Origin of the sequence: Brevundimonas viscosa, from assembly GCF_900116065.1 — a bacterium.
Lineage (GTDB): Bacteria > Pseudomonadota > Alphaproteobacteria > Caulobacterales > Caulobacteraceae > Brevundimonas > Brevundimonas viscosa.
Genome location: NZ_FOZV01000001.1, coordinates 471,217 through 497,689, shown reverse-complemented (window position 1 = coordinate 497,689; position 26,473 = coordinate 471,217). Strand labels below are relative to the sequence as shown.

Sequence of the window (26,473 nt, the reverse complement as noted above, 5' to 3'; positions counted from 1 at the left end):
CACGCCTGAACTGAAATGCGCCCGGGCGCTTCGCCTGTCACGAAAAAACGCACAAACCGGCGGCTCGGTCCTCTTTCCGGTTGCGTACACGATTACGCGCCTCACGCCGCGCGTGAATGAGATAGATCAAATATGCCCGCCGCCTCCAGCTCCACTGCGAAGCTCGCGTGCGAGGCGAGTGATTCGCCCGAGGCGAACGGCCAGCGCCAGCCCGCCGAGCACCGCCAGCCAGAACAGCAGGTCGCCTGCCCTCCCGTACAGGGTGACCGCCGCCGGCGCCGGCAGGCGGGCGTCGATGACGCCGCTCTCGCCCGGATCGAGGCGGGCCCCGTCCACCACCCGCCCCCAAGGATCGATCATCGCGGACACGCCGGTCGGCGTCGAGCGGACCACCGGCAACCCCGTTTCGATGGCCCGGTAGCTGGCGAGATTGAGGTGCTGCAGCGGACCCGAGGTGCGGCCGAACCAGGCGTCGTTGGAGATGTTGACGATCCAGCCGGGCCGGTCGGCAGCGCCGGGGGTGAAGCCGGGATAGAGGCTCTCGTAGCAGATCAGCGGCTGCGCCCGCGGGGCGCCGGGAATCTCGATCGGCGCCGGCGTCGGGCCCGGGCTGAAGTCGAGCGGCATGTGGGTGAGGCTTCGGACGCCCAACGCGCCCAGCAGATCGCCGGCGGGCAGGTATTCGCCAAACGGAACGAGGCGATGCTTGTCGTAGATGGCCGAGACCCGCAGGCCGGCGTCGCCGATATGGGTGAGCACGAAGGCGCTGTTGAAATACCGCGCGCCCTCGGCCGCCGAAGGATCGGCTTCGCCCCGGCCGAGACCGACGATCAGGGTCTGACCCGGCTGCACGGCCTCGGCGATGGCGTTCGCCTCCCACGCACCCGCAGCGAACACCTGGTTCGCCGAGGCGGGCAGCGCCCCTTCGGGCCAGACGACGATGTCCGGCGTCACGACGGCCGGACGGGCCGTCAGGTTCACATAGCGCTCGACGATCCCGTGATAGGCCTCGGGCGACCACTTGGACCCCTGCGGCACATCGGCCTGGACGATCCGCACCAGCGGGCCTCGGGCCTCGACCTGCGCCGACGCGAGACGCAGCTGGCCGCCGATCATCAGCGCGGCGAGCGCTGCGGCGCCCCCTGCGGCGGCGAGCAGACGGATCCGGCGGGGTGCCCGGTCGCACAGGGGACCGAACGCCGCCACGCTCGCCACGGTGACGAAGCCCAGGCCGTAGACGCCGGCCACGGCCGCAAACTGGGAGGCTGCCGAGCCCGCTTTCCAGCTCGCCCCGGCCGGGTTCCACGGGAAGCCGGTCAGGACATGTCCGCGCAGCCACTCGAGCAGGCAGAAGAAGGCGGCGAACACGAGCACCCGCCGCACGCCCGCCGGGGCGAAGCGGCGATAAAGAGCCGTCGCCGCGCCCCAGAAAATCCCCAGCCCGATCGGGAGAAGCGAGGCGGCGAACGGGGCCATCCACGCCTGGGCGGGATTGACCAGAAAGGCCTCGGCCACCCACCAGCAGCTGATGAAGAAGTAGGCGAAGCCCGCCAGCCAGCCCATCCAGAAGGCGCCGCGGAGGGTCGTCGACCGCTCCGCCAGCAGCATCAGCAGCGGGTAGCCGAGCAGGCCCGGCAGGATTCCGAAAGGCGGATGAGCCAGCGCCGCGCCCGCCCCGGCCAGCAGGGCGAGGGCGATGCGCCCGAAACGCAGGATCAGGCGCCGGCGGCGGGTCTCGGGATCAGACGTCGGCTGCATCGGACCTGTATGGGTCGGCCACGCCCAGACGGGCAAGGATCGCGCGCTCCTCGGCCTCCATGGCCTCGGCTTCGGCCGCGATCTCGTGATCGCGGCCGAGCAGGTGCAGCACGCCGTGCACGGTCAGGTGCGACAGGTGGTCGGCAAGGGTCTTGCCCTGTGCGTCGGCCTCGGCGGCGCAGACGCCGAAGGCGAGCACCAGGTCGCCGAGATGCGGCGCGGCGCTCCCCGCGGCGGGGAACGACAGCACGTTGGTTGGACGATCCTTGCCCCGGAAGCGGGCGTTGAGATCGCGCACCGCCGCGTCGTCGGTGAGCAGGGCCACGATGTCGCCCTGCGCCGGACCGAGCGCCGCCGCGGCGGCGCGCTCGACCAGCGCCGCCGCGGCGGGCAGGGCCGCGGTCCACGCCTCGTCCTCGATCTCGACCTCGATCACCGGTCGGGATCTTCCAGATCGGCCCGCGGACGCTGGTTCGTCGCATCGGCGTCGTAGGCGCGCACGATCCGTTCGACCATGGCGTGGCGGACCACGTCCGAAGCCTCGAACTTGAGCATTCCGACGCCCTCGACGCCGTCGAGAATGCGCAGGGCGTGGCCGAGGCCGGAATCGCGGGGATTGAGCAGATCGACCTGCGAGGGGTCGCCGGTGACCACCATCCGCGCCCCTTCGCCGAGGCGGGTGAGCACCATCTTCATCTGCAGGCGGGAGGTGTTCTGGGCCTCGTCGACGATGATGAAGGCGTGGGCCAGGGTGCGGCCGCGCATGAAGGCGATGGGCGCGGCCTCGATCTCGCCCTTGTCGCGCCGGCGGCGCACGTCGTCGGGGCCGAGGATGTCGTTCAGCGCCTCCCAGATGGGGGCGAGGTAGGGATCCACCTTCTCGTTCAGATCGCCGGGCAGGAAGCCCAGCTTCTCGCCGGCCTCGACCGCCGGCCGGGTGATGACCAGCCGGTCGACCTGGCCACGGCGAAGCAGCGAGGCCCCATAGGCCGCCGCGAGGAAGGTCTTGCCGGTGCCGGCCGGGCCGACGCCGAAGCTCAGCTCGCAGCGCGACAGCATCTCCAGGTAACGGGCTTGCGCCGCCGTCTTCGGCGCGATGGCCCCGCGGCGGCCGACGGGCAGGGCGACGGCGTCAGGCACCGTCCGGCCCTGCCCCGGTCGCGGCGCGCTGACCGCAGCGCCGAGCGCGGTGCGGACGTCGGCCTCGGTGATCTCGGCGCCGGTGTCGGCGCGGTCGGCCAGCACCTGCACCACCCGCTTGGCCTGGGCCCGGTCCTTGGGCGAGCCGTTGATCGTCACCCCGCCGCCGGGGGCCTCGATCAGCACCTTGAAGGCGTCCTCGATCAGGGCGACGTGTCGGCTGTTGGGTCCGAGGATCGCGCGCAGGGCGGCGTCGTCCAGGGCCAGGAACTCGGTCTCACGCGCCATCAGGCCGCCTTCTGCTGCATCAGGCGTCCCGTCAGGCTGTTCTGCTGGCCGCGCTCGATCTCCACCGCAAGGATTTCGCCGATCAGATGATCCGCATCCTCGACATGCACCGACTGCAGCCAGGGCGAGCGCCCGATCGCCTGGGCGCCGTGACGCCCCTTGCGCTCGAACAGGACGGGCACGGTCAGGCCGGCGCGCGAGACGTTGAAGGCGAGCTGCTGCTCGGTCAGCAGCGCCTGAAGGGCGTGGAGCCGGGCGCGGGCGACCTCTTCGGCGACCTGCGCCGCCATGGTCGCCGCCGGCGTGCCCGGGCGGGGCGAATACATGAAGGAGAAGGCCGAGGCGTAGTTGACCTGCCGCACCAGATCGAGGGTCTGTTCGAAGTCGGCGTCGGTTTCGGCCGGGAAGCCGACGATGAAGTCGCCAGAGATCGCCATGTCCGGCCGGGCTTCACGGATGCGGGCGATCAGATCGAGATAGGCCTGGCGGCCATGCTTGCGGTTCATCAGACGCAGGATGCGGTCCGAACCCGACTGCACCGGCAGGTGCAGATAAGGCATCAGCTGGGGCAGGTCGCGGTGCGCCTCGATCAGCTCGTCGGTGAAGTCGTTGGGATGGCTGGTGGTGTAGCGAATGCGATCGATCCCCGGGACCTCCGCGAGGGCGAAGGCCAGCCGCGCCAGCGACGACGGGGCCCCGTCCGCGCCTTCGCCGTCATAGGCGTTGACGTTCTGGCCCAGCAGGGTGACCTCGCGCACGCCACGCGCCGCCAGCTCGCGCGCCTCGGCCAGAACCGCCGCCACCGGCCGCGACCATTCGGCGCCGCGCGTGTACGGCACCACGCAGAAGGTGCAGAACTTGTCGCAGCCTTCCTGGACGGTGAGAAAGGCGGTGACCCCGTCGACGCCACGCGTCGCCGGCAGGGCGTCGAACTTGTCGACCGGGGCGAAGTCGGCGCCGATGCGCTCGCCACGGGCGCGGGCGGTGCGGGTCAGCAGCTCGGGCAGCTGGTGGTAGGCCTGCGGTCCGACGACGAGGTCGACGGCAGGCTGCCGCTTCATGATCTCCTCGCCCTCCGCCTGGGCCACGCAGCCCGCCACCGCAATGGTCAGGGCGCCGTCGCGGGCCTCCTTCAGCTGCCGCAGCTTGCCGAGTTCGGAATAGACCTTCTCGGCCGCCTTTTCGCGAATGTGGCAGGTGTTGAGGATGACGAAGTCCGCGTCCTCGACCGATTCCGTCGCGGAGTAGCCGAGCGGGCGCAGCACATCGGCCATGCGCTCGGAGTCGTAGACGTTCATCTGGCAGCCGTAGGTCTTGATGAACAGGCGCTTCGGGCGTGGGCCTGTCTTCTCGTCCGACGGCAGGTCGAGGGTCTCGGTCATGGGCGGCTTTTACCGGCCCGGGCGGCGTTGCGCCACCAGGTCCGACGCGGGCGCCGCTCAGGCGTCGTTATGATCGTCCCGGCGGGCGTGCCGCTTGAAGATCAGGCCCTCCCGGCTGGATGGCGCCGCCCCCTCGACAGGCTTGCCGTAGAGCTCCAGCTTGTGTCCGACCAGCTCGAAGCCGAGACGTTCCGCGATCTCCGTCTTCAGGCGCTCGATCTCGGCGTCGAAGAACTCGATCACCTCACCCGTGCGGGTGTCGATCAGGTGATCGTGGTGATCGTCCCCGGCCTCCTCATAGCGGCTGCGTCCGTCGCCGAAGTCGTGCTTCTCGACGACGCCCGCCTCCTCGAACAGACGGACCGTGCGATAGACGGTGGCGATCGAGATGTGCGGGTCGATGGCCGACGCGCGACGGTACAGCTCCTCGACGTCCGGATGGTCTTCCGCCGCCGACAGAACCCGGGCGATGACCCGCCGCTGCTCGGTCATCCGCATGCCGCGCTCGGCGCAGAGTTTCTCGATCCGGTCCATGACAGCGAGAATAGGCGGCCCCGCTACGGTAGGGAAGCCGGACCGGGGAAATTGAGGGCGAGCAGCAGGGCGTCGCGGCGACGACCCTCGGGACCGCCGTAATATCCCCGTCGCCGCCCGACCTCGCTGAAGCCGAGACGGGCGTAAAGCGCGCGCGCGGCGGCGTTGTCCTCGGCCACCTCAAGGAAGGCCCGTTCGGCGCCCCGGGCCCGGGCGCGCGCCAGACCCTCGGCCGTCAGCTCCCCGCCCAGTCCCTGTCCGCGGGCGGAGGGCCGGACGGCGAGGGTGAGGATCTCGGCCTCGTCGGCCACGACCCGCATCAGGATGAAGCCGTCCGGGCGCTCCGCGGCGAACACGCCCGGCTGGACCAGCAAGGCGGTGAAGGCGGCTGCATCCCAAGGGGCCTCGAAGGCGCTGGCGTGGAGATCCGCCAACCGCTCCGGGCTCGGCGCGGCCTGCCTGCTCATGACCGCGCCGGTCGCGCCTGGCCCGGCAGGCGGCTGGGCGGGGTGGCGTCCGGAGCACGCAGGTACAGCGGTCTGGGGGGAGCCGCGGCCGGGTCGGCGGCGGCGGTCAGCCGGGCCAGCGCGTCGGGCGCCGGTCCCGCCAGACCGAGGATCGCTGCGCCGACGGCCGCGTCGTCGAGGAGCGCCGCGCCCGAACCGACAAGGGCCGCGCCCGGCCCGAAACCCGCCAGTCGCTCGCGCGCCGTCTCGAGCGACAGGGCCTCAGGAGGTCCGTCAGCGGCGCCGGCGCGCCAGAAGCGGGCGTAGACCTGGCCGCGGCGGGCGTCGACGAGGGCCGCCACGTCCCGCGCATCGGTCGATGCGGCGAGCGCGTCGAGCGTCGAGATCCCCACCACGGGCCGGCCCAGCGCCGCCCCCAGGCCCTGCGCGAAGGCGAGGCCGACCCGAAGGCCCGTGAACGACCCCGGCCCCACGGTGACGCCGATCCGCTCCACGCCATCGAGACCGCCGGCTTCGGTCATCGCCTCTCGCGCCAGTCCGCCCAGCCGCTCCTGATGGCCCTTGGCCATCTCCACCGAGCGCACCCCGAGCGGGTTCGGCCGGGCATCGACGTCGAAGATGCCCGCCGAGCACAGGCCGAGAGCGGTGTCGATCACCATCACCCGCATGCCGGAGCTCCCGGCACAGCGGCGGTCAATGGCGCGCGAGCGCGGTGACGATGCGAGCGATAGCCTGACGCAGGTTGCGGTCGGTGATCATCGGAAAGCCGGCGGCCACCGCCCGACCGTCCGCCGTCGCCGCGATCGATCTCATCGCCTCCAGCCCCGCGCGGGTCGAATCCTTCTCGGGGTCGGCGGGAAAGAAGGATTCCACCGAGGTTCCAAGCACCCCGGCCACCCGGTGCAACCGGGACGCCGAGATGCGGTTCTGGCCGGTCTCGTACTTCTGGACCTGCTGGAAGCTCACGCCGATGCGTTGCGCCAGCGCGGCCTGGGACAGCCCGAGCGCCGAGCGTCTCAGGCTGATGCGCGCCCCGACATAGGCGTCCACCTCGTCTGCACCGCCCGGCCTGCCCATTCGCGCGCGCCTCCTGCTCGCAACGGAACAGTTTCATACTCGCGGCGAAGTTGCAACTTTTTCGTTTCATCCGAACTCCAGGCGGGCGATGACGGCCGAGACTTCCCCGGCGGCCGAGCGGGGCAGCGATTCCTCCGTCGCGAGCCCGGCAGGCCCGCCCCGGAGGATCAGGGTCTCGTCCTCCATTCGCTCGTAGAGGCGTGGCAGCAGGCGACCGTCCGTCATCTCCAGCACACATCCCTGCCGGGGCCGCGGCCAGAGCCCCGGGACGTACTCCAGCACCACGCCCGCCGCAGCCCATGGCGCGAGATCGTCGTTGGAGAGTTGCAGCCGACGGACCCTCGCCGGCGGCCCCTCCCAGGCGACGGCGGGGCTGCTGACGCCCCGGGCGGCGCCGGCGGGCTCCGTCGGGTCGCCCAAGGCCCCGGGCCTGACTCCGAGGGCCGCCGTCAACCGTCTCTGGACGTCGGGACGATAGAGGCCCGGCCGCTTGCCGGCCTCATAGAGGCCCCAGCCCTGACCGGTCATGCCCGCGCGTCGCCCGGCCTCGGCCTGGCTCAGGCCACAGGCCCGGCGGAGCGCGGCGAGAGCTTCGCCCAGTCGTCTCGCCTCGCTGTCCGTCTCAAATCGCGCCATCGATCGATCATGGCGGAGCGCGATCGGGAAGACGAGGACGGATTCGTTTCACAACCGGCGCTTCAGAGCACCTGCTCGACCCGCGTCACCTCGGGGATGTAGTGCTTCATCATCTGTTCGACGCCGGCCTTCAGCGTGGCGGAGGACGACGGGCAGCCGGCGCAGGCGCCGCGCATCCGCAGGGTGAGAACGCCCGTGGCCTCGTCGAAAGCGTCGAACAGGATGTCGCCGCCGTCCTGGGCCACCGCGGGGCGGATGCGGCTGTCGAGCAGCGCCTTGATCTCCATGATCAGCTCGGTGTCCGCGCCCGTCGTCGCGGCCGTTTCGCCGCCGTCGCGCAGCAGCGGGGCGCCGGACATGAAGTGATCCATGATCGCGGTGAGCGCCGCAGGCTTCAGCGCCGGCCAGCCCGGTCCGTGCGGCTCCCGCGTGATGGAGATGTAGTCGGCGCCGAAGAAGACCCCGCTGACGCCCTCGAGTTCGAACAAGGCCTCGGCGAGGGGGGAGGCGGCGGCCTCGTCGACGGACCGGAACTCGCGCGGTTCGGGCGCGACGTCCCGGCCCGGCAGGAACTTGAGCGCGTTCGGGTTGGGGGTCGGTTCGGTCTGGATGAACATGGCGCACAAGTGCGCCCGGCGGCCGGACCGTTCAAGGGCGCCCGGTTGCGACGCCCCGCCGCGTCAGGCCAGATCCTCGATGTCGTTTTCGGTCAGTTCGCCGGGGACGATGGTGACCGGCAGCTTGCGGCCGGTGAAGGCGGCGCCCTGCTTGACCATGGCGGTGACGAGCGGACCGGGCCCGCGGCCGCCCTCGCCGGCGGCGAGAACCAGGATCTTGATGTCCGGGTCCTCGCCCACGACCTTGCGGATGCAGTTCTGCGGCTCGCCCCGCTCGATGAGCAGGAGGGGCGTAGAGCCGGCGCGCTCGCCGGCCTCGGCCGCCCAGCGATTGAGCGAGGCCTCGGCCTCGGCGCGGGTCTGGCGCTCGATCTCCTCGCGGACGCCGGACCAGTGGGCGTCGGAGGCCGCCGGCGGGATCACCCGCAGCATGACGACCCGGCCGCCGGTCGAGCGGGCGCGCCGGGCGGCGTAACGAAGCGCCGCCTCGAACTCCGGGCTGTCGTCGACCACGACCAGGAACTTGCGCGGCATCGCCCTCTCCCTTCCAGCCCACACTAGCAGATCGCCCGGCGACGGACTCGCCGGGCCAGCAATCACCCGGCGACCGCCGCGATCTCGCGGATGGCCGCGTTGGCGATGGTCAGCTTGGCGAAGGTCCAGCCGGCGCCCGAGGCCTCGATCTCGTCGACCGAAGCCCGGACGCCCTCGACCGTCGCCAGCCGCGGACCGATCCAGGCGTCGACGGCCGCCTCGGCGGAAGCCTCCGAAGCGCCCACCGAGGCGTCGGACGCCCGCGCCACGGCGCGCGTCAGCACCATCTGCTCGGTCATCAGGTCCTCGATCAGGCGGCGCACCGCGAGCCGGTCGAAGTGATCGGCCGACGGCACGCCGCCGGCGGCGGCGCGAAGCCGGTCGAAGTCGAAGGCGGCCCCGACCTGGTGATACAGCATCGCCATCGCCGGCTCCGGCCAGCCGGCCTCGCGCGCCAGATCCCCGATGTCCGCGGTCGCCACGAGCGGCCTCAACATGGCCAGGTCGCGGGCCATCGTCTCGTCGACCCCCAGCTGGACGAAGGTGCGCACCCTGCCCTCAAGCTTGTCCTGCTCGAACCGGGACAGGACGGCCCCGCCCGCCGCCCGCAGGGCGTCGGCGGTCGACCGGTAGGCGGAAATCAGCGCGTCGACGCCGGCCCCCTCGCGGGTCGCCCGCCGCGCCAGCCAGAAGGTTTGCCGCCGGAGCACGGTGGCGATCTCCTCGTAGAGCGCCGTCTGGGCGTCGGCGCTGATCTTCAGGTCGAGCGCCGAGACGGCGTCCCAGGCCTGGTCGAGACGGAAGATCTGACGCGCGGCCTCGAACGCGATGACCATGGCGCCGGTGTCGCAACGGGCGGAAAGGCGCAGGCGCTCGGGGAAGGTCGCCCCGCACATGTTGACGATCTCGTTCGACAGGATGGTCGAGACGATCTCGCGACGCAGCCGGTGGCCCTGCATCTCCGCCTCGAACTTCGCCAGCGGGCCGGGGAAGTAGCGCACCAGGGTCCGGCGGAAGAACGGATCGTCCGGCGCCTTCGAGGCGACGATGTCGTCGAACAGCTCAAGCTTGGAGTAGGCGGTGAGGACCGCCAGCTCCGGCCTGGTCAGGGCGGCGCCGGACGCCTTCATCTCCGCCAGCCGGAGATCGTCGGGCAGGCCTTCCACCTTGCGGTCGAGCTTACCCTTGGCGCCGAGCCACTGCATGAAGCGCTGCTGGGCGTCGAGCGCTGCGGCCCCTTCGGCCTGCTGAAGGGTCAGGGCGAGGGTCTGGTCGTAGTTGTGGGCCAGCACCTTCAGCCCGACCTCCTCGGTCATCGAGGCGAGCAGGGGATTGCGATCCTCCACCTTCAGCGAACCTGAGGCGATGGCCGCGCCGGTGAGGATCTTGATGTTGACCTCATGGTCGGAGCTGTCGACGCCGGCCGAGTTGTCGATGGCGTCGGTGTTCACCCGTCCGCCGTTGCGGGCGAAGCCGATGCGGCCCGCCTGGGTCAGGCCGAGGTTGGCGCCCTCGCCGATGACCTTGGCGCGGACCTCCACCCCGTCGATGCGGATGGCGTCGTTTGCCTTGTCGCCGACCTGGGCGTCGGTCTCATGCGCCGCCTTGATGTAGGTGCCGATGCCGCCGAAGTAGAGCAGCTCCACCGGGGCCTTGAGGATCGCCTTCATCAGACCGGCGGGGTCCAGCACGTCATCGGAGATGTCGAGCGCCGCCTTGATCTCGGGACTCAGCTCGATCGACTTGGCGGAGCGCGAGAAGACGCCGCCGCCCTTCGAGATCAGGCTGGTGTCGTAGTCCTGCCAGCTGGAGCGCGGCAGTTCGAAGAGGCGCTGACGCTCGACCCACGAGGTCGCGGGATCCGGATCGGGATCGATGAAGATGTCGCGGTGGTCGAAGGCGGCGACCAGCTTGATCGCCTTGGACAGCAGCATGCCGTTGCCGAAGACGTCGCCCGACATGTCGCCGACGCCGGCGACGGTGAAGGGCTGGGTCTGGATGTCCTTGCCGATCTCCCGGAAGTGGCGCTTGACCGCCTCCCAGGCGCCGCGGGCGGTGATGCCCATCTCCTTGTGGTCGTAACCGGCCGAGCCGCCGCTGGCGAAGGCGTCGTCCAGCCAGAAGCCGTAGGAGGCCGATACGCCGTTGGCGATGTCGGAGAAGGTCGCCGTCCCCTTGTCGGCGGCGACGACGAGGTAGGGATCGTCCCCTTCCCAGCGCACCACCGCGGCGGGCGGGACCACCGAGCCATCGGCGGCGATATTGTCGGTGACGTCGAGCAGGCCGGACAGGAAGGTCTTGTAGGCGCGGATCGCCTCCTGTTGCTGCGCGTCGCGGTCGCCGCCGGCGCGCACCACGGCGGGCAGGTGCTTGGGATAGAAGCCGCCCTTGGAGCCGACCGGCACGATGACCGCGTTCTTGACCTGCTGCGCCTTGACCAGGCCGAGCACCTCGGTGCGGAAGTCGTCGCGCCGGTCCGACCAGCGCAGGCCGCCCCGGGCCACGGGACCGAAGCGCAGATGCACGCCCTCGACGTGCGGCGCCCAGACGAAGATCTCGCGGAACGGCCTGGGCAGGGGCAGGTCGTCCAGCTCGCGCGAGGCGATCTTGATCGAGATGTAGCGCTTGGGCGTCCCGTCCGCCGCCGGCTGATAGTAGTTGGTGCGCTTGACGGCGCCGATCAGCAGGGCGAGGCGGCGCAACGCCTTGTCGTGGTCGAGGCTCTTCACCTCGCGCAGAAGCTCCACGATGCGGCGGTCGAGTTCGGCGGCCGCCCGTTCGCGGGCGGCGCCCTCGAGGCCGGACGCGGGATCGAATCGCGCGCCGAACAGGCCGAGGAGCGCGCGCGCCACCTCCGGATAGTCGCGCAGGGCCTCTTCCTGCACCGCCTGGCTGGGGTCGAGGCCGGTCTGCTGGCGGTAGCGCGCCAGGGTGCGGATCAGGGCCGCCTCGCGCCACGAGACGCCGAGCTCCAGCACCAGCCGGTTGAAGCCGTCGCTCTCGGTGCGACCATTCCAGACTGCGATGAAAGCCTGCTCGAACGGCGCGCGCACGGCTGCGAACTCCAGGTCGCCCCCGCGCGGGTCCTCGAGCAGGAACTCGTGGACGTGGATTTCGGGGGCCCCGAGCGGCTTCAGCGAGTGGCCCCATTCCTCGAGGGTCTTCAGGCCCATGTCGGCGAGGATCGGCAGCACGTCCGACAGCGGCACGGCGTTGCCGCGGCGGTACAGCTTGAAGCGGAAGTTGAGCGGACCATCGCATTCGGTGCGGAAGGCCCTGACCGCGACGGCCTCGCCCTCGCCGACCAGCCCGGACGCATTGAGGGAGTCGATGGCCTGGTAGTCGCGCACCGCCTCGGTCGCGTCATAGCGGTCGCGGTATCCCGCGCCGAAGGCGTTGGCCCAGCGCGCGCTCACCGGTCCGACGGAGACTTCGTCGATGTCGCTGGCCCGCAGCGCGCTCTCGAACCGGTCGACCCAGCTCCGGCCGGCTTCGGCGATCTCGGCGGCCAGCGTCGCCTCGTCCGGGCAGGGGTGATCGCCTGGGGTGACGCCGATGATGTAGTGGATGCGGACCAGGGGCTGGTCGGTCAGCTGGGGGTACCAGGCCGAGACCCGGCCGCCCCAGGCGCGGGCGAGGATCTGGCCGATCCGTTCGCGGACCGAGGCATGGAAGCGCTCGCGCGGGATGAAGGCCAGGACCGAGACGAACCGGTCGAAGGGGTCGCGCCGGGTGAAGGTCTTGATCCGCGGGCGGTCGTGCAGGTGCAGGATGCCGAGCGCGATGTCGAGAAGTTCCTCGCCGCCGATCTGGAAGAGCTCGTCGCGGGGATAGTTCTCGAGGATGTTCCTGAGACGCTTGTAGCTGTGCGTCCCCTCGATCTTGCCGGCGGCGGCCAGCGCATTCGCCACCTTGCGGCGGATGAGCGGCACCTCGCTGGCGGCCTTGTCATAGGCCTCGGCGGTGAACAGGCCGACGAACCGGATCTCTCCCGACGCCTTGCCGTCCGGACCGAACCGCTTGACGCCGACATAGTCGAGATAGGCGCGGCGATGCACGCGGGAGCGGACGTTCGCCTTGGCGACCGTGACCGGTTCCGAGAGATTCAACTGGCGCTTCATCGACCGGGTCAGGACCGCCGGCTCGTTGGCCCGGCGCAGCACCGTGCGTTCCGGGTCGGCGAGCACGCCCAGCCCGACGCCTGACAGGGAGAGCGGGGCCTCGGCTTCGTAACCGCCGTCCGCCGTGCGCGGGAACTCGTAGGCGCGCGCGCCCAGGAAGACGAAGTGGTCCGAGGCCAGCCAGCGGAGGAAGGCGAGGTTCTCGGCCAGGATCTCGGGATCGATGACGAGCGGCGCGGCCTCCAGTTCGGCGATCGAACGCTCGATCAACGCCTGCATGGCCCCATGGTCCGCCACCGCCGCACGGACATCGGCCATGGTGGCGGCGAGGGTCTCGCCCAGCGCGTCCCGGCGCTCCTGCGGCAGGGAGTCCATCACCACGATGATCAGCGAGACCCGGCCGTCGGCCCGCTCGACGATGGGGTGGTACATCGAGCGGACGCTGACGTTGGCCTCGGCCAGTTCACCCATCACGCTGTCGACGAGGAAGGGCCGGTCGTCCTGGACGATCCAGAGCACATCGTAGCCGGTGGGATGGCCCGTGGCGCCCGTGTGCGGCCCGACGCTGATCAGGGCGGCCCCGCCGGGCTCGCGGTCGAGCGACGAGCGCCAGACCGCGCCCAGAAGCGCGGCCAGGTCGGCGACCCCGAGCTCCGGCGTCTCGTCGCCGGCGTGATCCTCCAGCACCTGGCCGAGGAAGGATTTCTCCGCGGCGCCGGGCGGCTGCCCGGTCACCGCCTCGAAGCCCGACGCCAGCGCCTCCAGGGTGATCGCCTGAGGGTGCATGGACGCCGTATCGCCGGACATGTCGGGTTTCTCGTGTGCAAAGCGGCATCGGGCCGCGGGTGGAGGCAGGCCGGGCCGCCTGTCGCCTGGACAAGCCGCCCTTGCCTTCGGCTCCTAGGCCAGCCGCGCGCTTCCGGGAAGCCCCCACCGCCTGCGAGGCCGGCGTAACCGCGGCCGCAAACGACAAGGCCGCCGGGCTTTCGCCCGGCGGCCTCTTCGGACCGGCGCCCAGGAGGGGAGGGGTTGGCGCCGATCAATTCCGCCGCAGCCTTGGGGGAGGGGAGGGGGCCGCGGCGACAAGGCGGAGATAGGCGCCGGTTGTGGCCAATCAAGGGCGGGAATCGTCCGGCGCCGGCGATTGCCTGCGGCGGGATGACGCGCTCTCCGGGGCGTCCGGATGATCGGCGTAGGGCTCGCCGTCGCCGGACAGCAGGATGGCCATCCACCGGGAGCCCCTGAACTCCGCGAGGATGGCCATGGCCATCACGGCGAGAGGCGTCGACAGGAACATGCCGACGACCCCCCAGACCTTGCCCCAGAACGCCAGCGACAGCAGCACGACGACGGGGTCGATGTTCTGGTTCTCGCCCTGCATGCGCGGCTGGATGAAGTTGCCGCTGACGAAGAGGATCGCCTGCAGGCCGACCAGCAGCACGGCCGCCTGCCAGTAGGTGCTGAACTGCACGAGAGCGAACAGCGGCGGCACCAGACCCGCCACGGCCCCGCCCAGCACCGGAATGAAGCCGACCACGAAGATGACGAAGGTCCAGAACTCGGCGTTCTGGAGCCCGACGGCGCGCATCAGCACCCAGGCGATGGCGCTGATCAGGGCGCCGGTGACGGTCTGGACCCACAGGTAGCCCTCGACGCCGCTCCGCACCCGCTGGAACACTTCCGCGGCCTCGCTTCGGGCCGCCCGCTCCGGGAACATGCCGACCAGCTTGCGCTTGAAACCCGCCTGCGAGGCCAGCAGGAAGGCGAGATAGATCAGCACGAAGACGGCGCCGGTCACCGCGCCCTGCGCCTGCAGGGCGAAGGCGGTGAGATAGCCGCGGATGTCCAGCTGGGCGATCAGCTCCGAGGCCGTCGGAGCCGTGTGCACGCCGAACAGCGCGGAGACGTCGCCGATGATCTGGTCGAGCCGGGGACCCATCTGGCTGGTCACCCCGGAGGCCTCGTCGAAGAAGTTCAGGGCGCCGTTGGCGATGATGGCGATCGAGGCGAAGAAGCCGAGGATGACGACAATCAGGGCCGCGGCCCCGGCGAGATGCGACGGCACGGGCGTGCGGTCCTCGATGAACCGCTTGAGGCCGTCGATCATGATCAGCAGGAAGATGGCCATCGCCAGCGGCGTCAGGATGTCCGCCAGCCAGTAGACGGCGGCGCCGACCGCGACGATCGCGACAGCCACGAGGGCGTTGCGGGCCACGGTCGAGGTCGGAACGGCGATGGGCGGCTTCATCGGCATATGGTCAAGGTCCGACCGGGTCGCGTCAATCGGCCTTGAACCGTCGCCGTGACCGATGGACCATGAGCGCCGATCCGACCCCGGAGTTCCCCATGCCCGACGCCCCCGCCGACCTGTTCCTCGGCCAGTCCGACAAGCCCGAACACCTGTTGCTGCACCGGGCAAACCGCCACGGCGTGGTGGCCGGGGCCACGGGCACCGGCAAGACCGTCACCCTGCAGATCATGGCCCAGGGGTTCTCGGACGCCGGCGTGCCGGTGTTCTGCGCCGACGTGAAGGGCGACCTGTCCGGCATCGCCGTGCCGGGGACGCCGAACGACAAGCTGCTGGCCCGCGCCGCCGGCATGGGCCTGACGCTTCAGCCGAAGGCCGCGCCGACGGTGTTCTGGGACCTCTACGGCGAGAAGGGCCACCCGATCCGCACCACCGTCAGCGAGGTCGGGCCGCTGCTGCTGGGCCGCATGCTGAACCTGAACGACGTCCAGGAGGGGGTGCTGTCGGTGGTCTTCCACGTCGCCGACAAGGAAGGCCTGCTGCTGCTCGACCTCGACGACCTCAGGGCCCTGCTGGTCCACGTCGGCGAGAACGCCGAGCGCATCGGGCGCGAGGTCGGCCATGTCGCCCCCGCCTCGATCGCCGCCATCCAGCGGGCCATCCTGCAGCTGGAGCAGCAGGGCGGCGCGGCCTTCTTCGGGGAGCCGGCGCTGCGGCTGGAGGACATGCTGCGCACCGGCCTCGACGGCCGCGGCCAGATCAATGTGCTGGACGCCACCCGGCTGATGAACAGCCCGCGCCTCTACGCCGCCTTCCTGCTCTGGCTGCTGTCGGAGCTGTTCGAGCAGTTGCCCGAGGTCGGCGATCCCGACAAACCGCGGCTGGTGTTCTTCTTCGACGAGGCCCACCTGCTGTTCGACGACGCGCCCGACGCCCTGCGCGAGAAGGTCGAGCAGGTGGTGCGTCTGATCCGCTCCAAGGGGGTGGGCGTCTACTTCGTCACCCAGAACCCGGCCGACATTCCCGACAGCGTGCTGGCCCAGCTCGGCAACCGCATCCAGCACGCGCTGCGCGCCTACACCCCGTCCGAGCAGCGCGGGCTGAAGGCGGCCTCGGAGAGCTTCCGGCCCAACCCCGCCTTCGACACCGCCGAAGCCATCCAGTCGCTGGGCGTGGGCGAGGCGCTGGTCTCGACGCTCGACGACAAGGGCGCGCCGCATGTCGTGGCGCGGACGATGATCCGGCCGCCGGACAGCCGACTGGGACCCGCGACCGAGGCCGAGCGCGCCCAGGTCATCGCCGCCAGCCCCGTGCGCGGCCTCTATGACATGCCGGTCGACCGCGAGTCGGCCGAGGAGATCCTCGCCGCCCGCCGCGGCGAGGCCGACCGGGCGGCGGCCGAGGCGAAGCTGGCCGAGGCGCGCGCGAAAGCCGACGCCGACGCCGCCAAGGCGGCAGAAAAGGCCGCCGCCGCCCGGGCGCGGGAACAGGCCCGCCTCGACCGCGAGGCGGCCCGCGCCCGCGCCCCGCGCCGCACCCGCGAGACGCCCATCGAGGCGGCGACCAAGTCGGTGCTGCGCACGGCGGGCAGCACGCTCACGCGGGAGATCCTGCGCGGCATCCTCGGCGGGATGCGGCGGCGGTGAGGTCGCCGCGGCTCCGGGACCGGGGAGTTTCGGCCCTCATCGTCCTCCTCATGGCCGGGGGGCTCGGCTACCGCTGGTTTGAGGACCGGCGAGCGGAGCGCGACCGCCTCGACTTCGAGGCCGCCGCCGGTGCTGCGGCCCTCAAGACCGTCGACGATCTGACGGGCGCACACCTCGTCTCCGTCCAGGCCGATCGGAACGGCAAGGCCTGCGGGTGGATGCGCCTGACGCCTGGCGTCGGGTCCGTGCCGTTCCGTGTGCTCGGACCGGTCACGGAAGGCGACGCGCTCCTCGTTGTCGTACCGCGTCTGGACACCGCTGATCCCGGCGCCTGGGCGGACGCCGCCTTCTCAAAGGCGCTGACCATGGTGATCTGCGAAAATCGCGGCCGCGCGGCGGGCCTTCCGCCTCCGCCGGCCGACGCCCACCTGGCGCCTGAAGTCGACCGGCCGCTGGGGGCGCTTTGGGATCACCCGGGCCCCGAATGGGCCGTGTTTCCGGTCGGCGACGCCGGCCACGTGGCCATGAGCCGTACAGTCGGGGGAGGCGCGACGCGGTCGCCGGTGTTCAGGACCCGTAGCGAAGCCGAGCAATGGACCCGCGGTGAGGGCGCCGCGCTGGCGCGGGAGAACGACCGGCGCGGTCGGAAACGTCTTCGGCAACTCGACGCCTGTCTGGAGCGACACCCGGTCGGCGATCCAACCAGACGATCCTGCTAGAGGGGACGCGGAACCAGCCGCCACATCCTGAGCGGGTGGCGCACCGCGCCGGCTTCCTCGCCCGCCTCGCGCCCCCGGCCCATGTAGAGATCGGCGCGGACCGGACCGCGGATGGCCGAGCCGGTGTCGAGCGCGGTCACCAGGCCGCGGTAGCTGCCACGGGCGCCGACGAGGTTTCCGCCGTCGGCCTCGATCCAGACGAGGTCGCCGTAGCGCCAGTGGTTCGGGTCGACGGCGATGGCGCGCCGGGCCGGGAGGGGCACGCCCGCGGCCCCGGCCGGGTGGCCGCCGTCGTCGGGGTCCAGACGGAAGAAGATGTAGCGGGGGTTCAGCGCCATCACGGCGCGCGCCTCGGGACCACGGTGGTCGGCCAGCCAGGCGCGGATAGCCTCGCCCAAGGTCCCGTCCGGCGGCAACAGACCCTGCTCCGCCATCGGCCGGGCGATGCCGACGAAGGGGCGGCCGTTGTCTGCGGCGTAGGCGGCGCGGGCCTTCGACCCGTCCGCGAAGGTCAGGTAGCCGGAGCCCTGGATCTGCAGGAAGAACAGGTCCTCGGCCCGCATCCAGGCGAGGGCCCCGGTGGGCGGCGCCGCCTCGATCTGCGCCCGCTCCGGCAGGGTCTGGCCGCGGGTCCAGCCCGCCGGCGCCGCCAGCACCGGCGTGTCGAACGCGCCGTCGGGGGCGCGCCGGGCCTCATATTCGGGGGCGAAGTAGGCGGTGAGCAGGCCGGGGCCGCCGTCGCCCGTCGTCGCCGGGACGACCGTAAAGCCGGTCTCGAAGTACGCGCGGGCCAGACTGGGGGTGACGGGGCGGGAGGTGCGCTGCAGGTCGCGCGCCCGCGCGCACTGGACCCGGGCGGCCGGGTCGCGGGCGACGTCGCAGTTCCGGGCCCAGGCCTCGAATGCGGCGAGGTGATCCTCCTCGTTCCAGCCGGGCAGGGCGGCCGGACTGAGCCCTGCGTCCGGCGGCGCGGCCGGCGGGGGCGCGGGCTCCGTTGCGGGGGGCGGCGGCGGGGTGGGAGCGACGGCGGGCGCGGTGGCGCAAGCGGCCAGGGTCAGGGCGAGGGCGGCGAGAGCCGCGGCGAGGCGAACGGGGGCCGGCGCGGCGCGCACGCCGCCGCTCACGCGGTCGCGGGTTCGGTGCGGGCCAGCACCCAGTTGGGGTCGCTGGCGCCCAGCTGGCGTTCGAAGGTCCAGATCTCGGCCACCCGGCGCTCCTCGATCTGCTCCGCGGCGGCGGGATCGGCCGGCTTCACCCGATTGCGCAGCTCGGCGAGGAAGCGGACCTTGGCCACGGCGCGGTTGTCCTCGGCGTTGGCCAGTTCGAGGTCGGCGCGGGCCGGGTGCACGAACTCGGCCGTCTCGGTCTCGCCGCGGGCCTCGCGGGCGGCGATGCCGGCCTCGAACGACTCCATCACCCGCGGCGTCAGCAGGGGGCGGAGCGTGTCGCGGTCGCCGGCGGCGTAGGCGCGCACGATGGTCTCGTGCGCCTGCCGGGCGCCGTCGAGGAAACGGACGGGGTCGAAGTTCGGATCGCGCGCCTTGAGGCCGGCGATGGCAGCGAGGGTGACGGCGTCCAGCACATTGGGGCGGCCGGGGCCGGCCTGTTCCCCCGCCGCGGCAGGCGTTGTCGGGACGGGCGGGCGGGCGCGGGCGTCTTCCTCCGGCTGCCGTCCGACCTTCTTGCCCAGCACGTTGTAGAGCTGGAACAGGACGAAGGCGGCGATGACGGCGAAGATGACGATCTGGACCTGGACCGGCACGGGCAATCCCTGACTGGCGCCCGGGGAGGGCGCGGACGACGATTAGGGGCTGATATGGGGCGGCGCAAGGCGCGGCGCCGCCCTCGCCGGGGGCGCCGCGTTGCCGCACGGGGCGCCCCGTGCTAGTCGCTCGCCCCTTCCGGGCCGCCGCCCAGCCACATTCCAGACAGACTTCGCCCGATGACCGACGCCGCTCCGCCCGCCGACGCGAACCCCACGCCCGACAACGGGGGCCAGCCGCCCGCCGGCCCGGGCTTCCGGATCGTCGCCCAGTACGTGAAGGACCTGTCGTTCGAGAACCCGAAGGCGCCGGACAGCCTCCGGGTCGACGGCAAGCCGGCCATCGACCTCGGCGTCGAGATGAACGCCCAAGGCCGCAAGGACGGCCTGTTCGAGGTCGATCTGCGCCTGACCATCAAGGCCTCCACCGACGCCATGACGGTGTTCAACGTCGAGTTGGTCTACGGCGGCCTGTTCGCCCTGCAGGGCGTGCCCGAGCAGGATATCGAGCCGCTGCTGCTGATCGAGTGCCCGCGCTACCTGTTTCCGTTCGCCCGGGAGATCATCGCCCGCGCGACCTCGGACGGCGGCTTCTATCCGCCCTTCATGCTGGACCCGATCGATTTCGCCGGAATCTACATGGCGCGCCAGCAGCAGATCGCCCGCGCCCCGGCCGAGACCGGACAGGCCTGATCCGGGCGCCGCGGCTCAGGCCGCGGTCGCCTCTTCGGCCGCCACCGCCAGCCCGTAACCTTCCCACAGCGAGCGATCCTTGAGCGTCGCCCGCAGGAAGGCGGCATGCGCCGCGCGCTCGACATCCGTGGACAGGGGCGCGAGCGGCCGCGGGCGGGGGCCGTAGCCGCCGACCGCCGTGGCCTCCACCGTCACCGTAGTGCGGACTGCGGTCAGATCGAGGCGGCGCTCCTTGCCGCCCTTCAGCTCCAGATAGACGTCGGCCAGCAGGCGGGCGTCGATCAGGGCCCCGTGCAGGGTGCGTTCGACCAGGCTGATCTTGAAGCGCTTGCACAGGGCGTCGAGCGAATTGGCCATGCCCGGAAAGCGCTTCTGGGCCAGCTGCAGGGTGTCGATCCAGCGCGTCTCCTCGATCAGGGCGTGACCGCACAGGCCGCACTCGTGGTCGATGAAGTTGCGGTCGAAGGCGGCATTGTGGGCGATCACCGGCGCGTCGCCGATGAAGGCCATCAGATCGTGGACCACGTCGCGGAACTTCGGTGCGTCGCGGACCTTGTCGTCGGTGATGCCGTGGACCCGGATGGCGTCGGGCGGGATCAGCCGCTCCGGATTGACGAAGCTGTGGAAGGTCCGGCCGGTCGGCAGCAGATCCTCGATCTCGATGCAGCCGACCTCGATCAGCCGGTCGCCGGTCTTCGGGTCGAAGCCGGTGGTTTCGGTATCGAGGACGATCTCGCGGGCCATGCCCCTTAATGGCCCGTTTCGGGGCCCGGCGGAAGGCGGCGGCGGGGCGGTTTCCAGTCCGGAGACAGAACCGTCCCCACGATTTCCCGCACCCGCACCCGGGCCGCCTCGAACCCCCCGCCGGTGTCGACCAGGAAGTCGGCGCGGCGGCGCTTTTCGGCGTCGGGCAGCTGGCGGGCGAGAATGGCCTCGAACCGCTCCCGGGTCATGCCCGGGCGGGCCAGCACCCGCTCGGCCTGCACCTCGGCCGGGGCGGTGACGACTACCACCGCGTCGACGGCGGCGTCGCCGCCGGTCTCGAACAGAAGGGGGATGTCCAGCACCGCCAGCTTCACGCCGCGGGCCTCGGCCGCCGCCAGGTCCTTGAGGCGGCCCCGAAGGACCAGCGGGTGGACGATGCTCTCGAGCCGCCGGAAGGCCGCCGCGTCGCGGCCCAGCGCTGCGGCGAGCCGGTCGCGGTCGACCGCGCCCTCGACCACCGAGCCGGGGAACGCTTCGGCGACGGGGGCGACGGCCGCGCCGCCGGGCGCATAGAGGCGGTGAACCGCCTCATCCGCGTTCCATACGAGAGCCCCTTCCTCGGCGAACATGGCGGTCGTGGTCGACTTGCCCATGCCGATCGAACCGGTCAGGCCGAGGACGATCATGCCGCGGCTCGCAGGGCGGAGAGCGCGACGGCGCGGACGTCGACCGGCGGCGGCGAAACGCCGAACAGGGCCTCGAAAGAGGGCCGCGCCTGACCGATCAGCATGGCCAGTCCGTCCACCGTCCCCAGCCCGCGGGCGCGGCCGGCGGCGAGGAAGGCGGTCTCCAGCGGGCGGTAGGTCATGTCCATCAGCACGGCGCCGGCCGGCAGGGCGGCGGGATCGACGTCCGGCGCGACGCTGAGCGCATTGACGACGAGGGCGGCGTCGGCGAGCGCCTCCGGCCCGCCGACCGTGGAGCCGAGGTCCGCCGCCAGCGCCTCGGCGCGCGACCGGGTGCGGTTGATCACCACCACGGAGGCGTCGGCCGCCCGCAGCGCCGCCACGGCGGCCCGGGCGGCGCCGCCGGCGCCCAGCACCACGGTCGTAGAGCCTGCAAGGCGCAGATCCGGGGCCTGCTCCGACAAGGCGGCGAGGAGGCCGGCGCCGTCTGTGCTCTCGGCCCGCAGGCGTCCGTCCTCAAACAGCAGCAGGTTGGCCGATCCGCAAGCGGAGGCGGTCGGGCTGGCGACGTCGGCGCGAGCGAGGGCCTGTTCCTTGAAGGGCGCGGTGACGTTCAATCCGTGCAGTCGGCCGGCCCGGCCCGCTTCCAGCAGCTGGTCGAAGTCCGCAGCGTCGACCGGTTCGAACGGCCGGTAGTCGGCGTCGAGCCCCGCCGCAGCGATCCAGGCGCGGTGGATCGCCGGGCTGAGCGAGTGGCCGATCGGGTTCCCGGCCACGCCGGCGACCAGCCGGGTCACGTGATCAGCACCCCGGCCCGGCGCAACTCGGCCAGCACCGGCCAGAGCGGCATGCCGAGCACGGTGAAGTAGTCGCCGTCCACCGCCTCGAACAGCTGTGCGCCCATGCCTTCGAGCCGGTACGACCCGACGCAGGCCAGCAGGACCTCGCCTTCGGCGGCGAGATAGGCGTCGAGGAAGGCCTCCGAGAAGGCGCGCACCCGCATCTCCGCCGTGTCGACCCCGGACCAGACGACCTGACCATTCCGCGCCAGCGCCGCGCCGGAGTGCAGATGGTGGGTGCGACCGCGCATCGACCACAGCCGGGCCCGCGCCTCGGCGGTCGAGCCGGCCTTCGACACCAGGGCCCCGTCGAAGGCGAGCGTCTGGTCGGCGCCCAGCACCCAGCTCTCCGGATCGTGGCGCGACACCGCCAGCGCCTTCACCCGCGCCAGCTCCTCGGCCAGGCCGGCGGCGTCGGCGGGGTCGTGGGCCGTCTTGACCGCGGCCTCGTCCACGTCCGCGACCTGTACGGAGAACCGTACGCCGGCGCCCTCAAGCATGGCGCGGCGGGCCGCGCTCTTCGAGGCCAGCACCAGACGTTCGCTCGGGGCGCTCACCACGCGGCTCCCACGCGGTGGGTGCGCTTCTCATTGAGCACGTTGATGATCGCCGCCGCCGTCTCCTCGACGGAGCGGCGGGTGACGTCGATGACCGGCCAGCCCCGGCGCTCGAACAGCCGCCGCGCCTTGACCGTCTCGTCACGCACGGCGTCGTGGTCGACGTAGGCGCTGGCCCGGTGGGCGTTCAGCCCGTCCAGGCGGTTCTTGCGGATCTGCACCAGCCGGTCGGGAGACACGGTGAGACCGATCACCAGGGGATTGCGCAACTGCGTCAGCCGCTCGCCGTCCTCCTGGCCGGGCACCAGCGGCACATTGGCGGCGCGGATGCCGCGGTGGGCCAGATAGATGCAGGTCGGCGTCTTGGAGGTGCGGCTGACCCCGCACAGCACCACGTCCGCCGACTCCAGCTGCTGGGTCGTTCCCTGGCCGTCGTCGTGGGCCATGGCGAAGTCGAGCGCGGCGATGCGGTTGAAATAGTCAGTGTCCAGCGCGTGCTGGGCCCCGACCCGGGTCGACAGCGCCGCGCCCAGGTAGCGCGACAGGGCCCCGACGAGCGGATCCAGCGCAGCGATCTGCGGCATGTCCAGCTTGCGACAGCCCTCCTCCAGCTGCTCGCGCAGCTCGCGGTCGACGAGGGTGTGCAGGACGACGCCGGGAGCCGCGGCGATCTCGTCGAGCACCCGCTCCATCTGCCGTTCCGAGCGGACCAGCGCGTAGATGTGCTCGATCGGAATGACCCCGTCGAAACGGGCCACCACCGCCTTGGCCATGGCGTTCAGGGTCTCGCCGGTGGAATCCGACACGAGGTGGACATGGAAGTAGGTGGCGAGCCGCGAGGGCCCCGAGGAACGACCCGGACTCATGGGGACGGTCTGTCCATGATGCGAGGACTCCTGTGGACGGGGCCGGGCGCCGATGCGCGGGCGACGGGCGCCGATTTCCATAGCAAGCGGTGGTCGGGGCCGCGAGCGGGGATGAGGGGGGAGAGACCGACAGCCTGTCCGGCGAGTCGTCCCGAAGGCGACGGCGAGGCCGTCCACGCCCTGTGGAGGACGCCGGTCGGGCGGAACGGCGCCCGCCCGCCATCCGGGCGAGCGGTCCAGCGAGGGCCGGGCCGTTAAGGTCTCGTTAGGACTTTTCCCCGGTTTCGACAGGCGGGCGGGCGCTGTCGATCAGCCTGTGGGTCGTCCGGGCGCCGTCGCGAGGCGATCCCGATATGTTCTGCGGGTTGTCCCCGCCATCCCCGGCCCAGCCTCTTCCTTCGCCTTTTCTCAATTCGAATGATTGGGAAGGGAGAAGGGTGCGACCCTGCTCCGGGCTTGAGCGATGACCGGGCCGCCGGTAAGGCCAAGGGTGCATGACCCCCCCTGACACGCCCCTGTTCCTGAAGGCCCTCGCCGGCGAGACGACGCCCCGGCCGCCGGTATGGTTCATGCGCCAGGCGGGACGCTACCTGCCGGAGTACCGGGCCCTGCGGGCGACGACGCCGGGGTTCATCGAGTTCTGTCTCGATCCGGAGAAGGCGGCCGAGGCGACGCTGCAGCCGATGCGCCGCTTCGGCTTCGACGCGGCCATCGTCTTCGCCGACATCCTGCTCATCCCCCGCGCGCTCGGCCAGGAGGTCTGGTTCGAGGCCGGCGAGGGGCCGCGGCTCGGCGCCCTGCCGCCGGTCGAGGCGATGCGGGAGAAGACCGCCGGGGCCGGCGAGGCCCTGCGCGAGGTCGGCCAGACGCTGTCGATCGTGCGGCGCGAACTGGAGCCGGAACGAGCCCTGATCGGCTTCGCCGGCGCGCCGTGGACGGTCGCCACCTACATGCTGGATGGCGAGGCGCGGACCATCGGCAAGGGCGAGCGGGCCCAGGCGCGGACCTACGCCTACGCGGAGCCGGAGCGGGTCGACGCCGTGCTGGAGGTGCTGGTCGAGGCGACGGCCCAGTACCTGAAGATGCAGGCCGACGCCGGGGCGCAGGCGCTGAAGATCTTCGAGAGCTGGGCCGAGGGCCTGCCCGACGACCTGTTCGAACGACTCGTGCTGCGGCCGCACCAGGCGCTGGTCAGGCGCGTGCGCGAGCTGGGCGTCACCGTGCCGCTGATCGGCTTCCCGCGCGGCTCGGCGGCGCTGGCCGAACGCTATGCGACCGCGTGCGACGTGCAGGCGGTGGCGCTGGACACCGCCTGTCCGCTCGAGGTCGGCAAGCGGGTGCAGGCGATCAAGCCGATCCAGGGCGCGCTCGATCCCCTGCTGCTGCGGGCCGGCGGGCCGCTGCTGGATCGTCGGGTCGACCAGCTGATGGAAGCCTGGGGACAGGGCCCGTGGGTGTTCAATCTCGGCCACGGCATCCTGCCGGACGTGCCGATCGCCCACGTCGAGCAGGTTCTCAAGCGGATCGGCGCCCAATGACCCCGCTGTCCGGCCGCCGCATCGCCGTGGTGCTGTTCAACCTCGGCGGCCCCGACGACCAGGCGACGGTCAAGCCGTTCCTGTTCAACCTGTTCAACGACCCGGCCATCATCGGCCTGCCGGGGCTCGTGCGCACGCCGCTGGCGCGGCTGATCTCCAGCCGTCGCGAAGCCTCGGCCCAGGCCAACTATGCGCTGATGGGCGGCGGCTCGCCGCTGCTGCCGGAGACGCGCAAACAGGCGACGTCGCTCGAGGCGACCCTCGGCGCCCGGCTGCCGGACGACGAGGTCCGGGTGTTCATCGCCATGCGCTACTGGCGTCCGCTGACCGAGGCGACCGCCGCCGAGGTGGCGGCCTTCGGGCCCGACGAGATCGTGCTGCTGCCGCTTTATCCGCAGTATTCGACTACCACGACCGCCTCGTCGCTGAAGCTGTGGAACGCCGTCTACGCCGGCTCGGGCGACAGCCGCACCGTCTGCTGCTGGCCGGAGGCGCACGGCTGGGTCGACGCCCAGGCCGCGGCCATCGCGGCGAAGCTGGACGAGGCGGGCGAGCGTCCGGTGCGGGTGCTGTTCTCGGCCCACGGCATCCCCGAGAAGCTGGTCTCGGGCAAGGGCGATCCCTACCAGGAGCAGGTCGAAAGCACCGTGGCGGCGGTGGTCGCACGCCTGGCAGACCAGGGTCGGGCGGTGGATCACGCCCTCTGCTACCAGAGCCGGGTGGGGCCGCTGAAGTGGCTGGGGCCCTCGACGCCCGAGGCGCTGGAGCAGGCGGCGCGGGACGGAAAGGGGGCCGTGGTCGTGCCGATCGCCTTCGTCTCGGAGCACGTCGAGACCCTCGTCGAGCTCGATATCGAGTACGGCGAACTGGCCCACCGGCTGGGCGTTGCGCCCTACCTGCGGGCGCCGGCGGTCGGCGTGGCCGAGGCCTTCATCGGGACCCTGGCCGACGCCGTGCTGAACGCGCTCGGTCGCACCGGCGTCGCCCCCTACGGGCCCGGCTGCCGCGGCGAGTGGAAGGCCTGCCCGTGCCAGGAAGAGCGGAGGGCCGGATGAGCTGGTACGACCTCGCCCGCGGCCTGCACATTCTGGCGGTGATCGCGTGGATGGCCGGCCTGCTGTTCCTGCCCCGGCTCTACGCCTACGACGTCGAGCAGAACGGCAAGGCGGAGCCCTTGCGCTCGGAGATGCAGGGCCTGCTGCGCCTCTGGCAGGCGCGGCTGCTGGGCATCATCCTGGGCCCCGCGATGGGCGCCGCCTGGGTGTTCGGCCTGTGGCTGCTGTGGCTGCGCAGCGGTAACGGGGCCGACTGGAGCTTCGCCCACCAGCCGTGGATGATCGCCAAGCTCGTCGGGGTGGTCGCGCTCAGCGCCTGGCACGGCTTCCTGGCCGGCGAGCGGAAGAGGATCGTCGCCGGCGCCTCGACCCGGTCGGGCCGGTTCTGGCGGATGACCAACGAGGTTCCCTTCCTGATCGCCATCGTCATGGTGGTGTCGGTGACCACGGAGTGGGCTTTCGGCTGAGCGCGGGAAGGCCTCGCTTGACCTGATCCCCGCGGCGTGGTTTCGCTGCTCCCGAACCGTTCCTGGCTGCGCCGGACGGTGCCTCTCTCCAGCGACGCCTGCCGGATCGACCCCGCGGGAGCCCGTCGTTTCTCCTTT

General features: G+C 71.8%; 26 protein-coding genes. 6 read left to right on the top strand and 20 right to left on the bottom strand.

Features of this window, described 5'->3' with window-relative positions:
- Nucleotides 1-126: 126 nt before the first annotated feature.
- The 13 genes from lnt to BM333_RS02350 form a co-directional block, all read right to left on the bottom strand.
- On the bottom strand, nt 127-1,758 hold the full coding sequence (gene lnt, locus BM333_RS02410) for an apolipoprotein N-acyltransferase (protein WP_092306902.1): 1,632 nt from the start codon (nt 1,756-1,758) through the stop codon (nt 127-129).
- Nucleotides 1,742-2,194 carry an rRNA maturation RNase YbeY gene (ybeY, locus tag BM333_RS02405; protein WP_092306900.1) on the bottom strand — a complete coding sequence of 151 codons (453 nt, stop codon included), beginning with the start codon at nt 2,192-2,194 and terminating at the stop codon, nt 1,742-1,744. Before ybeY ends, lnt begins: the two co-directional genes overlap by 17 nt.
- On the bottom strand, nt 2,191-3,186 hold the full coding sequence (locus BM333_RS02400) for a PhoH family protein (RefSeq protein ID WP_092306898.1): 996 nt from the start codon (nt 3,184-3,186) through the stop codon (nt 2,191-2,193). Before BM333_RS02400 ends, ybeY begins: the two co-directional genes overlap by 4 nt.
- On the bottom strand, nt 3,186-4,568 hold the full coding sequence (gene miaB / locus BM333_RS02395; RefSeq protein ID WP_092306896.1) for a tRNA (N6-isopentenyl adenosine(37)-C2)-methylthiotransferase MiaB: 1,383 nt from the start codon (nt 4,566-4,568) through the stop codon (nt 3,186-3,188). Before miaB ends, BM333_RS02400 begins: the two co-directional genes overlap by 1 nt.
- 57 nt (nt 4,569-4,625) lie before the next feature.
- On the bottom strand, nt 4,626-5,102 hold the full coding sequence (locus BM333_RS02390; RefSeq protein ID WP_092306894.1) for a Fur family transcriptional regulator: 477 nt from the start codon (nt 5,100-5,102) through the stop codon (nt 4,626-4,628).
- Nucleotides 5,103-5,125: 23 nt separating this feature from the next.
- On the bottom strand, nt 5,126-5,569 hold the full coding sequence (locus BM333_RS02385; protein ID WP_092306892.1) for a GNAT family N-acetyltransferase: 444 nt from the start codon (nt 5,567-5,569) through the stop codon (nt 5,126-5,128).
- Complete coding sequence (gene tsaB, locus BM333_RS02380; protein ID WP_092306890.1) at nt 5,566-6,237, bottom strand: tRNA (adenosine(37)-N6)-threonylcarbamoyltransferase complex dimerization subunit type 1 TsaB; 672 nt, start codon at nt 6,235-6,237, stop codon at nt 5,566-5,568. The genes BM333_RS02385 and tsaB overlap by 4 nt, the downstream gene beginning before the upstream one ends.
- A gap of 25 nt (nt 6,238-6,262) precedes the next feature.
- The gene (locus BM333_RS02375) at nt 6,263-6,646 is read right to left on the bottom strand and encodes a helix-turn-helix domain-containing protein (RefSeq protein ID WP_092306888.1); all 384 of its coding nucleotides are present in this window, start codon (nt 6,644-6,646) and stop codon (nt 6,263-6,265) included.
- A gap of 66 nt (nt 6,647-6,712) precedes the next feature.
- Nucleotides 6,713-7,282 carry a helix-turn-helix domain-containing protein gene (locus tag BM333_RS02370; protein WP_092306886.1) on the bottom strand — a complete coding sequence of 190 codons (570 nt, stop codon included), beginning with the start codon at nt 7,280-7,282 and terminating at the stop codon, nt 6,713-6,715.
- 62 nt (nt 7,283-7,344) lie between these two features.
- Complete coding sequence (locus BM333_RS02365) at nt 7,345-7,899, bottom strand: NifU family protein (protein ID WP_092306884.1); 555 nt, start codon at nt 7,897-7,899, stop codon at nt 7,345-7,347.
- A gap of 63 nt (nt 7,900-7,962) precedes the next feature.
- Nucleotides 7,963-8,433 carry a universal stress protein gene (locus BM333_RS02360; protein ID WP_092306882.1) on the bottom strand — a complete coding sequence of 157 codons (471 nt, stop codon included), beginning with the start codon at nt 8,431-8,433 and terminating at the stop codon, nt 7,963-7,965.
- Nucleotides 8,434-8,495: 62 nt separating this feature from the next.
- Nucleotides 8,496-13,340 carry an NAD-glutamate dehydrogenase gene (locus BM333_RS02355; protein ID WP_245777113.1) on the bottom strand — a complete coding sequence of 1,615 codons (4,845 nt, stop codon included), beginning with the start codon at nt 13,338-13,340 and terminating at the stop codon, nt 8,496-8,498.
- Nucleotides 13,341-13,668: 328 nt separating this feature from the next.
- The gene (locus BM333_RS02350; protein ID WP_092307580.1) at nt 13,669-14,802 is read right to left on the bottom strand and encodes an AI-2E family transporter; all 1,134 of its coding nucleotides are present in this window, start codon (nt 14,800-14,802) and stop codon (nt 13,669-13,671) included.
- A gap of 98 nt (nt 14,803-14,900) precedes the next feature.
- On the opposite strand from BM333_RS02350, the gene BM333_RS02345 reads away from it, so the two are divergent.
- Complete coding sequence (locus BM333_RS02345) at nt 14,901-16,448, top strand: helicase HerA-like domain-containing protein (RefSeq protein ID WP_092307579.1); 1,548 nt, start codon at nt 14,901-14,903, stop codon at nt 16,446-16,448.
- Nucleotides 16,449-16,498: 50 nt separating this feature from the next.
- Nucleotides 16,499-17,167, top strand: a complete 669-nt coding sequence (locus BM333_RS15855; RefSeq protein WP_092306877.1) for a hypothetical protein — start codon at nt 16,499-16,501, stop codon at nt 17,165-17,167.
- Here the strand turns inward: BM333_RS15855 and BM333_RS02335 are convergent.
- A complete protein-coding gene (locus tag BM333_RS02335; RefSeq protein WP_092306875.1) occupies nt 17,164-18,279 on the bottom strand; it encodes an MltA domain-containing protein in 1,116 nt (371 codons plus the stop codon). The two genes, BM333_RS15855 and BM333_RS02335, sit on opposite strands and share 4 nt — an antisense overlap.
- 8 nt (nt 18,280-18,287) lie before the next feature.
- Complete coding sequence (gene timA, locus BM333_RS02330) at nt 18,288-18,929, bottom strand: TIM44-related membrane protein TimA (RefSeq protein WP_092306873.1); 642 nt, start codon at nt 18,927-18,929, stop codon at nt 18,288-18,290.
- 180 nt (nt 18,930-19,109) lie between these two features.
- Between timA and secB the strand changes: the two genes are divergently transcribed.
- Nucleotides 19,110-19,622 (top strand): protein-export chaperone SecB, encoded by a 513-nt coding sequence (gene secB / locus BM333_RS02325; RefSeq protein WP_092306871.1) that lies wholly within the window; start codon nt 19,110-19,112, stop codon nt 19,620-19,622.
- Nucleotides 19,623-19,637: 15 nt separating this feature from the next.
- On the opposite strand, the gene dnaQ is transcribed toward secB, so the two are convergent.
- From dnaQ to BM333_RS02300, 5 genes are read right to left on the bottom strand one after another with little or no spacing between them, the layout of a single operon-like run.
- Nucleotides 19,638-20,366 carry a DNA polymerase III subunit epsilon gene (gene dnaQ, locus BM333_RS02320; RefSeq protein ID WP_092306868.1) on the bottom strand — a complete coding sequence of 243 codons (729 nt, stop codon included), beginning with the start codon at nt 20,364-20,366 and terminating at the stop codon, nt 19,638-19,640.
- A 5-nt stretch (nt 20,367-20,371) separates the two neighbouring features.
- Entirely contained in the window at nt 20,372-21,013 is a 642-nt protein-coding gene (gene coaE / locus BM333_RS02315) for a dephospho-CoA kinase (protein ID WP_092306866.1), read from the bottom strand.
- Nucleotides 21,010-21,810: a shikimate dehydrogenase family protein gene (locus tag BM333_RS02310; protein ID WP_218151402.1), complete on the bottom strand. Its 801-nt coding sequence runs from the start codon at nt 21,808-21,810 to the stop codon at nt 21,010-21,012. The genes coaE and BM333_RS02310 overlap by 4 nt, the downstream gene beginning before the upstream one ends.
- The gene (locus BM333_RS02305) at nt 21,807-22,409 is read right to left on the bottom strand and encodes a Maf family protein (RefSeq protein WP_342741653.1); all 603 of its coding nucleotides are present in this window, start codon (nt 22,407-22,409) and stop codon (nt 21,807-21,809) included. The genes BM333_RS02310 and BM333_RS02305 overlap by 4 nt, the downstream gene beginning before the upstream one ends.
- Nucleotides 22,406-23,275 (bottom strand): pyruvate, water dikinase regulatory protein, encoded by an 870-nt coding sequence (locus BM333_RS02300; protein WP_092306862.1) that lies wholly within the window; start codon nt 23,273-23,275, stop codon nt 22,406-22,408. The genes BM333_RS02305 and BM333_RS02300 overlap by 4 nt, the downstream gene beginning before the upstream one ends.
- Before the next feature lie 494 nt (nt 23,276-23,769).
- On the opposite strand from BM333_RS02300, the gene hemE reads away from it, so the two are divergent.
- From hemE to BM333_RS02285, 3 genes are read left to right on the top strand one after another with little or no spacing between them, the layout of a single operon-like run.
- Nucleotides 23,770-24,813, top strand: a complete 1,044-nt coding sequence (gene hemE, locus BM333_RS02295; RefSeq protein ID WP_092306860.1) for a uroporphyrinogen decarboxylase — start codon at nt 23,770-23,772, stop codon at nt 24,811-24,813.
- Entirely contained in the window at nt 24,810-25,868 is a 1,059-nt protein-coding gene (gene hemH, locus BM333_RS02290; RefSeq protein WP_092306858.1) for a ferrochelatase, read from the top strand. The genes hemE and hemH overlap by 4 nt, the downstream gene beginning before the upstream one ends.
- A complete protein-coding gene (locus BM333_RS02285) occupies nt 25,865-26,335 on the top strand; it encodes a CopD family protein (RefSeq protein WP_092306856.1) in 471 nt (156 codons plus the stop codon). Before hemH ends, BM333_RS02285 begins: the two co-directional genes overlap by 4 nt.
- Nucleotides 26,336-26,473 lie beyond the last annotated feature (138 nt).

What these genes read in the sequence shown, in the direction of transcription:
- BM333_RS02355 (WP_245777113.1), bottom strand. Translation starts at nt 13,340, where the DNA reads ATGCACCCTCAGGCGATCACCCTGGAGGCGCTGGCGTCGGGCTTCGAG.
- BM333_RS02370 (WP_092306886.1), bottom strand. Translation starts at nt 7,282, where the DNA reads ATGGCGCGATTTGAGACGGACAGCGAGGCGAGACGACTGGGCGAAGCT.
- coaE (WP_092306866.1), bottom strand. Translation starts at nt 21,013, where the DNA reads ATGATCGTCCTCGGCCTGACCGGTTCGATCGGCATGGGCAAGTCGACC.
- BM333_RS02390 (WP_092306894.1), bottom strand. Translation starts at nt 5,102, where the DNA reads ATGGACCGGATCGAGAAACTCTGCGCCGAGCGCGGCATGCGGATGACC.
- BM333_RS02360 (WP_092306882.1), bottom strand. Translation starts at nt 8,433, where the DNA reads ATGCCGCGCAAGTTCCTGGTCGTGGTCGACGACAGCCCGGAGTTCGAG.
- BM333_RS02400 (WP_092306898.1), bottom strand. Translation starts at nt 3,186, where the DNA reads ATGGCGCGTGAGACCGAGTTCCTGGCCCTGGACGACGCCGCCCTGCGC.
- BM333_RS15855 (WP_092306877.1), top strand. Translation starts at nt 16,499, where the DNA reads ATGGCCGGGGGGCTCGGCTACCGCTGGTTTGAGGACCGGCGAGCGGAG.
- BM333_RS02300 (WP_092306862.1), bottom strand. Translation starts at nt 23,275, where the DNA reads ATGAGTCCGGGTCGTTCCTCGGGGCCCTCGCGGCTCGCCACCTACTTC.
- tsaB (WP_092306890.1), bottom strand. Translation starts at nt 6,237, where the DNA reads ATGCGGGTGATGGTGATCGACACCGCTCTCGGCCTGTGCTCGGCGGGC.
- BM333_RS02365 (WP_092306884.1), bottom strand. Translation starts at nt 7,899, where the DNA reads ATGTTCATCCAGACCGAACCGACCCCCAACCCGAACGCGCTCAAGTTC.
- secB (WP_092306871.1), top strand. Translation starts at nt 19,110, where the DNA reads ATGACCGACGCCGCTCCGCCCGCCGACGCGAACCCCACGCCCGACAAC.
- hemH (WP_092306858.1), top strand. Translation starts at nt 24,810, where the DNA reads ATGACCCCGCTGTCCGGCCGCCGCATCGCCGTGGTGCTGTTCAACCTC.
- hemE (WP_092306860.1), top strand. Translation starts at nt 23,770, where the DNA reads ATGACCCCCCCTGACACGCCCCTGTTCCTGAAGGCCCTCGCCGGCGAG.
- dnaQ (WP_092306868.1), bottom strand. Translation starts at nt 20,366, where the DNA reads ATGGCCCGCGAGATCGTCCTCGATACCGAAACCACCGGCTTCGACCCG.
- BM333_RS02375 (WP_092306888.1), bottom strand. Translation starts at nt 6,646, where the DNA reads ATGGGCAGGCCGGGCGGTGCAGACGAGGTGGACGCCTATGTCGGGGCG.
- lnt (WP_092306902.1), bottom strand. Translation starts at nt 1,758, where the DNA reads ATGCAGCCGACGTCTGATCCCGAGACCCGCCGCCGGCGCCTGATCCTG.
- BM333_RS02345 (WP_092307579.1), top strand. Translation starts at nt 14,901, where the DNA reads ATGCCCGACGCCCCCGCCGACCTGTTCCTCGGCCAGTCCGACAAGCCC.
- miaB (WP_092306896.1), bottom strand. Translation starts at nt 4,568, where the DNA reads ATGACCGAGACCCTCGACCTGCCGTCGGACGAGAAGACAGGCCCACGC.
- BM333_RS02385 (WP_092306892.1), bottom strand. Translation starts at nt 5,569, where the DNA reads ATGAGCAGGCAGGCCGCGCCGAGCCCGGAGCGGTTGGCGGATCTCCAC.
- BM333_RS02285 (WP_092306856.1), top strand. Translation starts at nt 25,865, where the DNA reads ATGAGCTGGTACGACCTCGCCCGCGGCCTGCACATTCTGGCGGTGATC.
- BM333_RS02350 (WP_092307580.1), bottom strand. Translation starts at nt 14,802, where the DNA reads ATGAAGCCGCCCATCGCCGTTCCGACCTCGACCGTGGCCCGCAACGCC.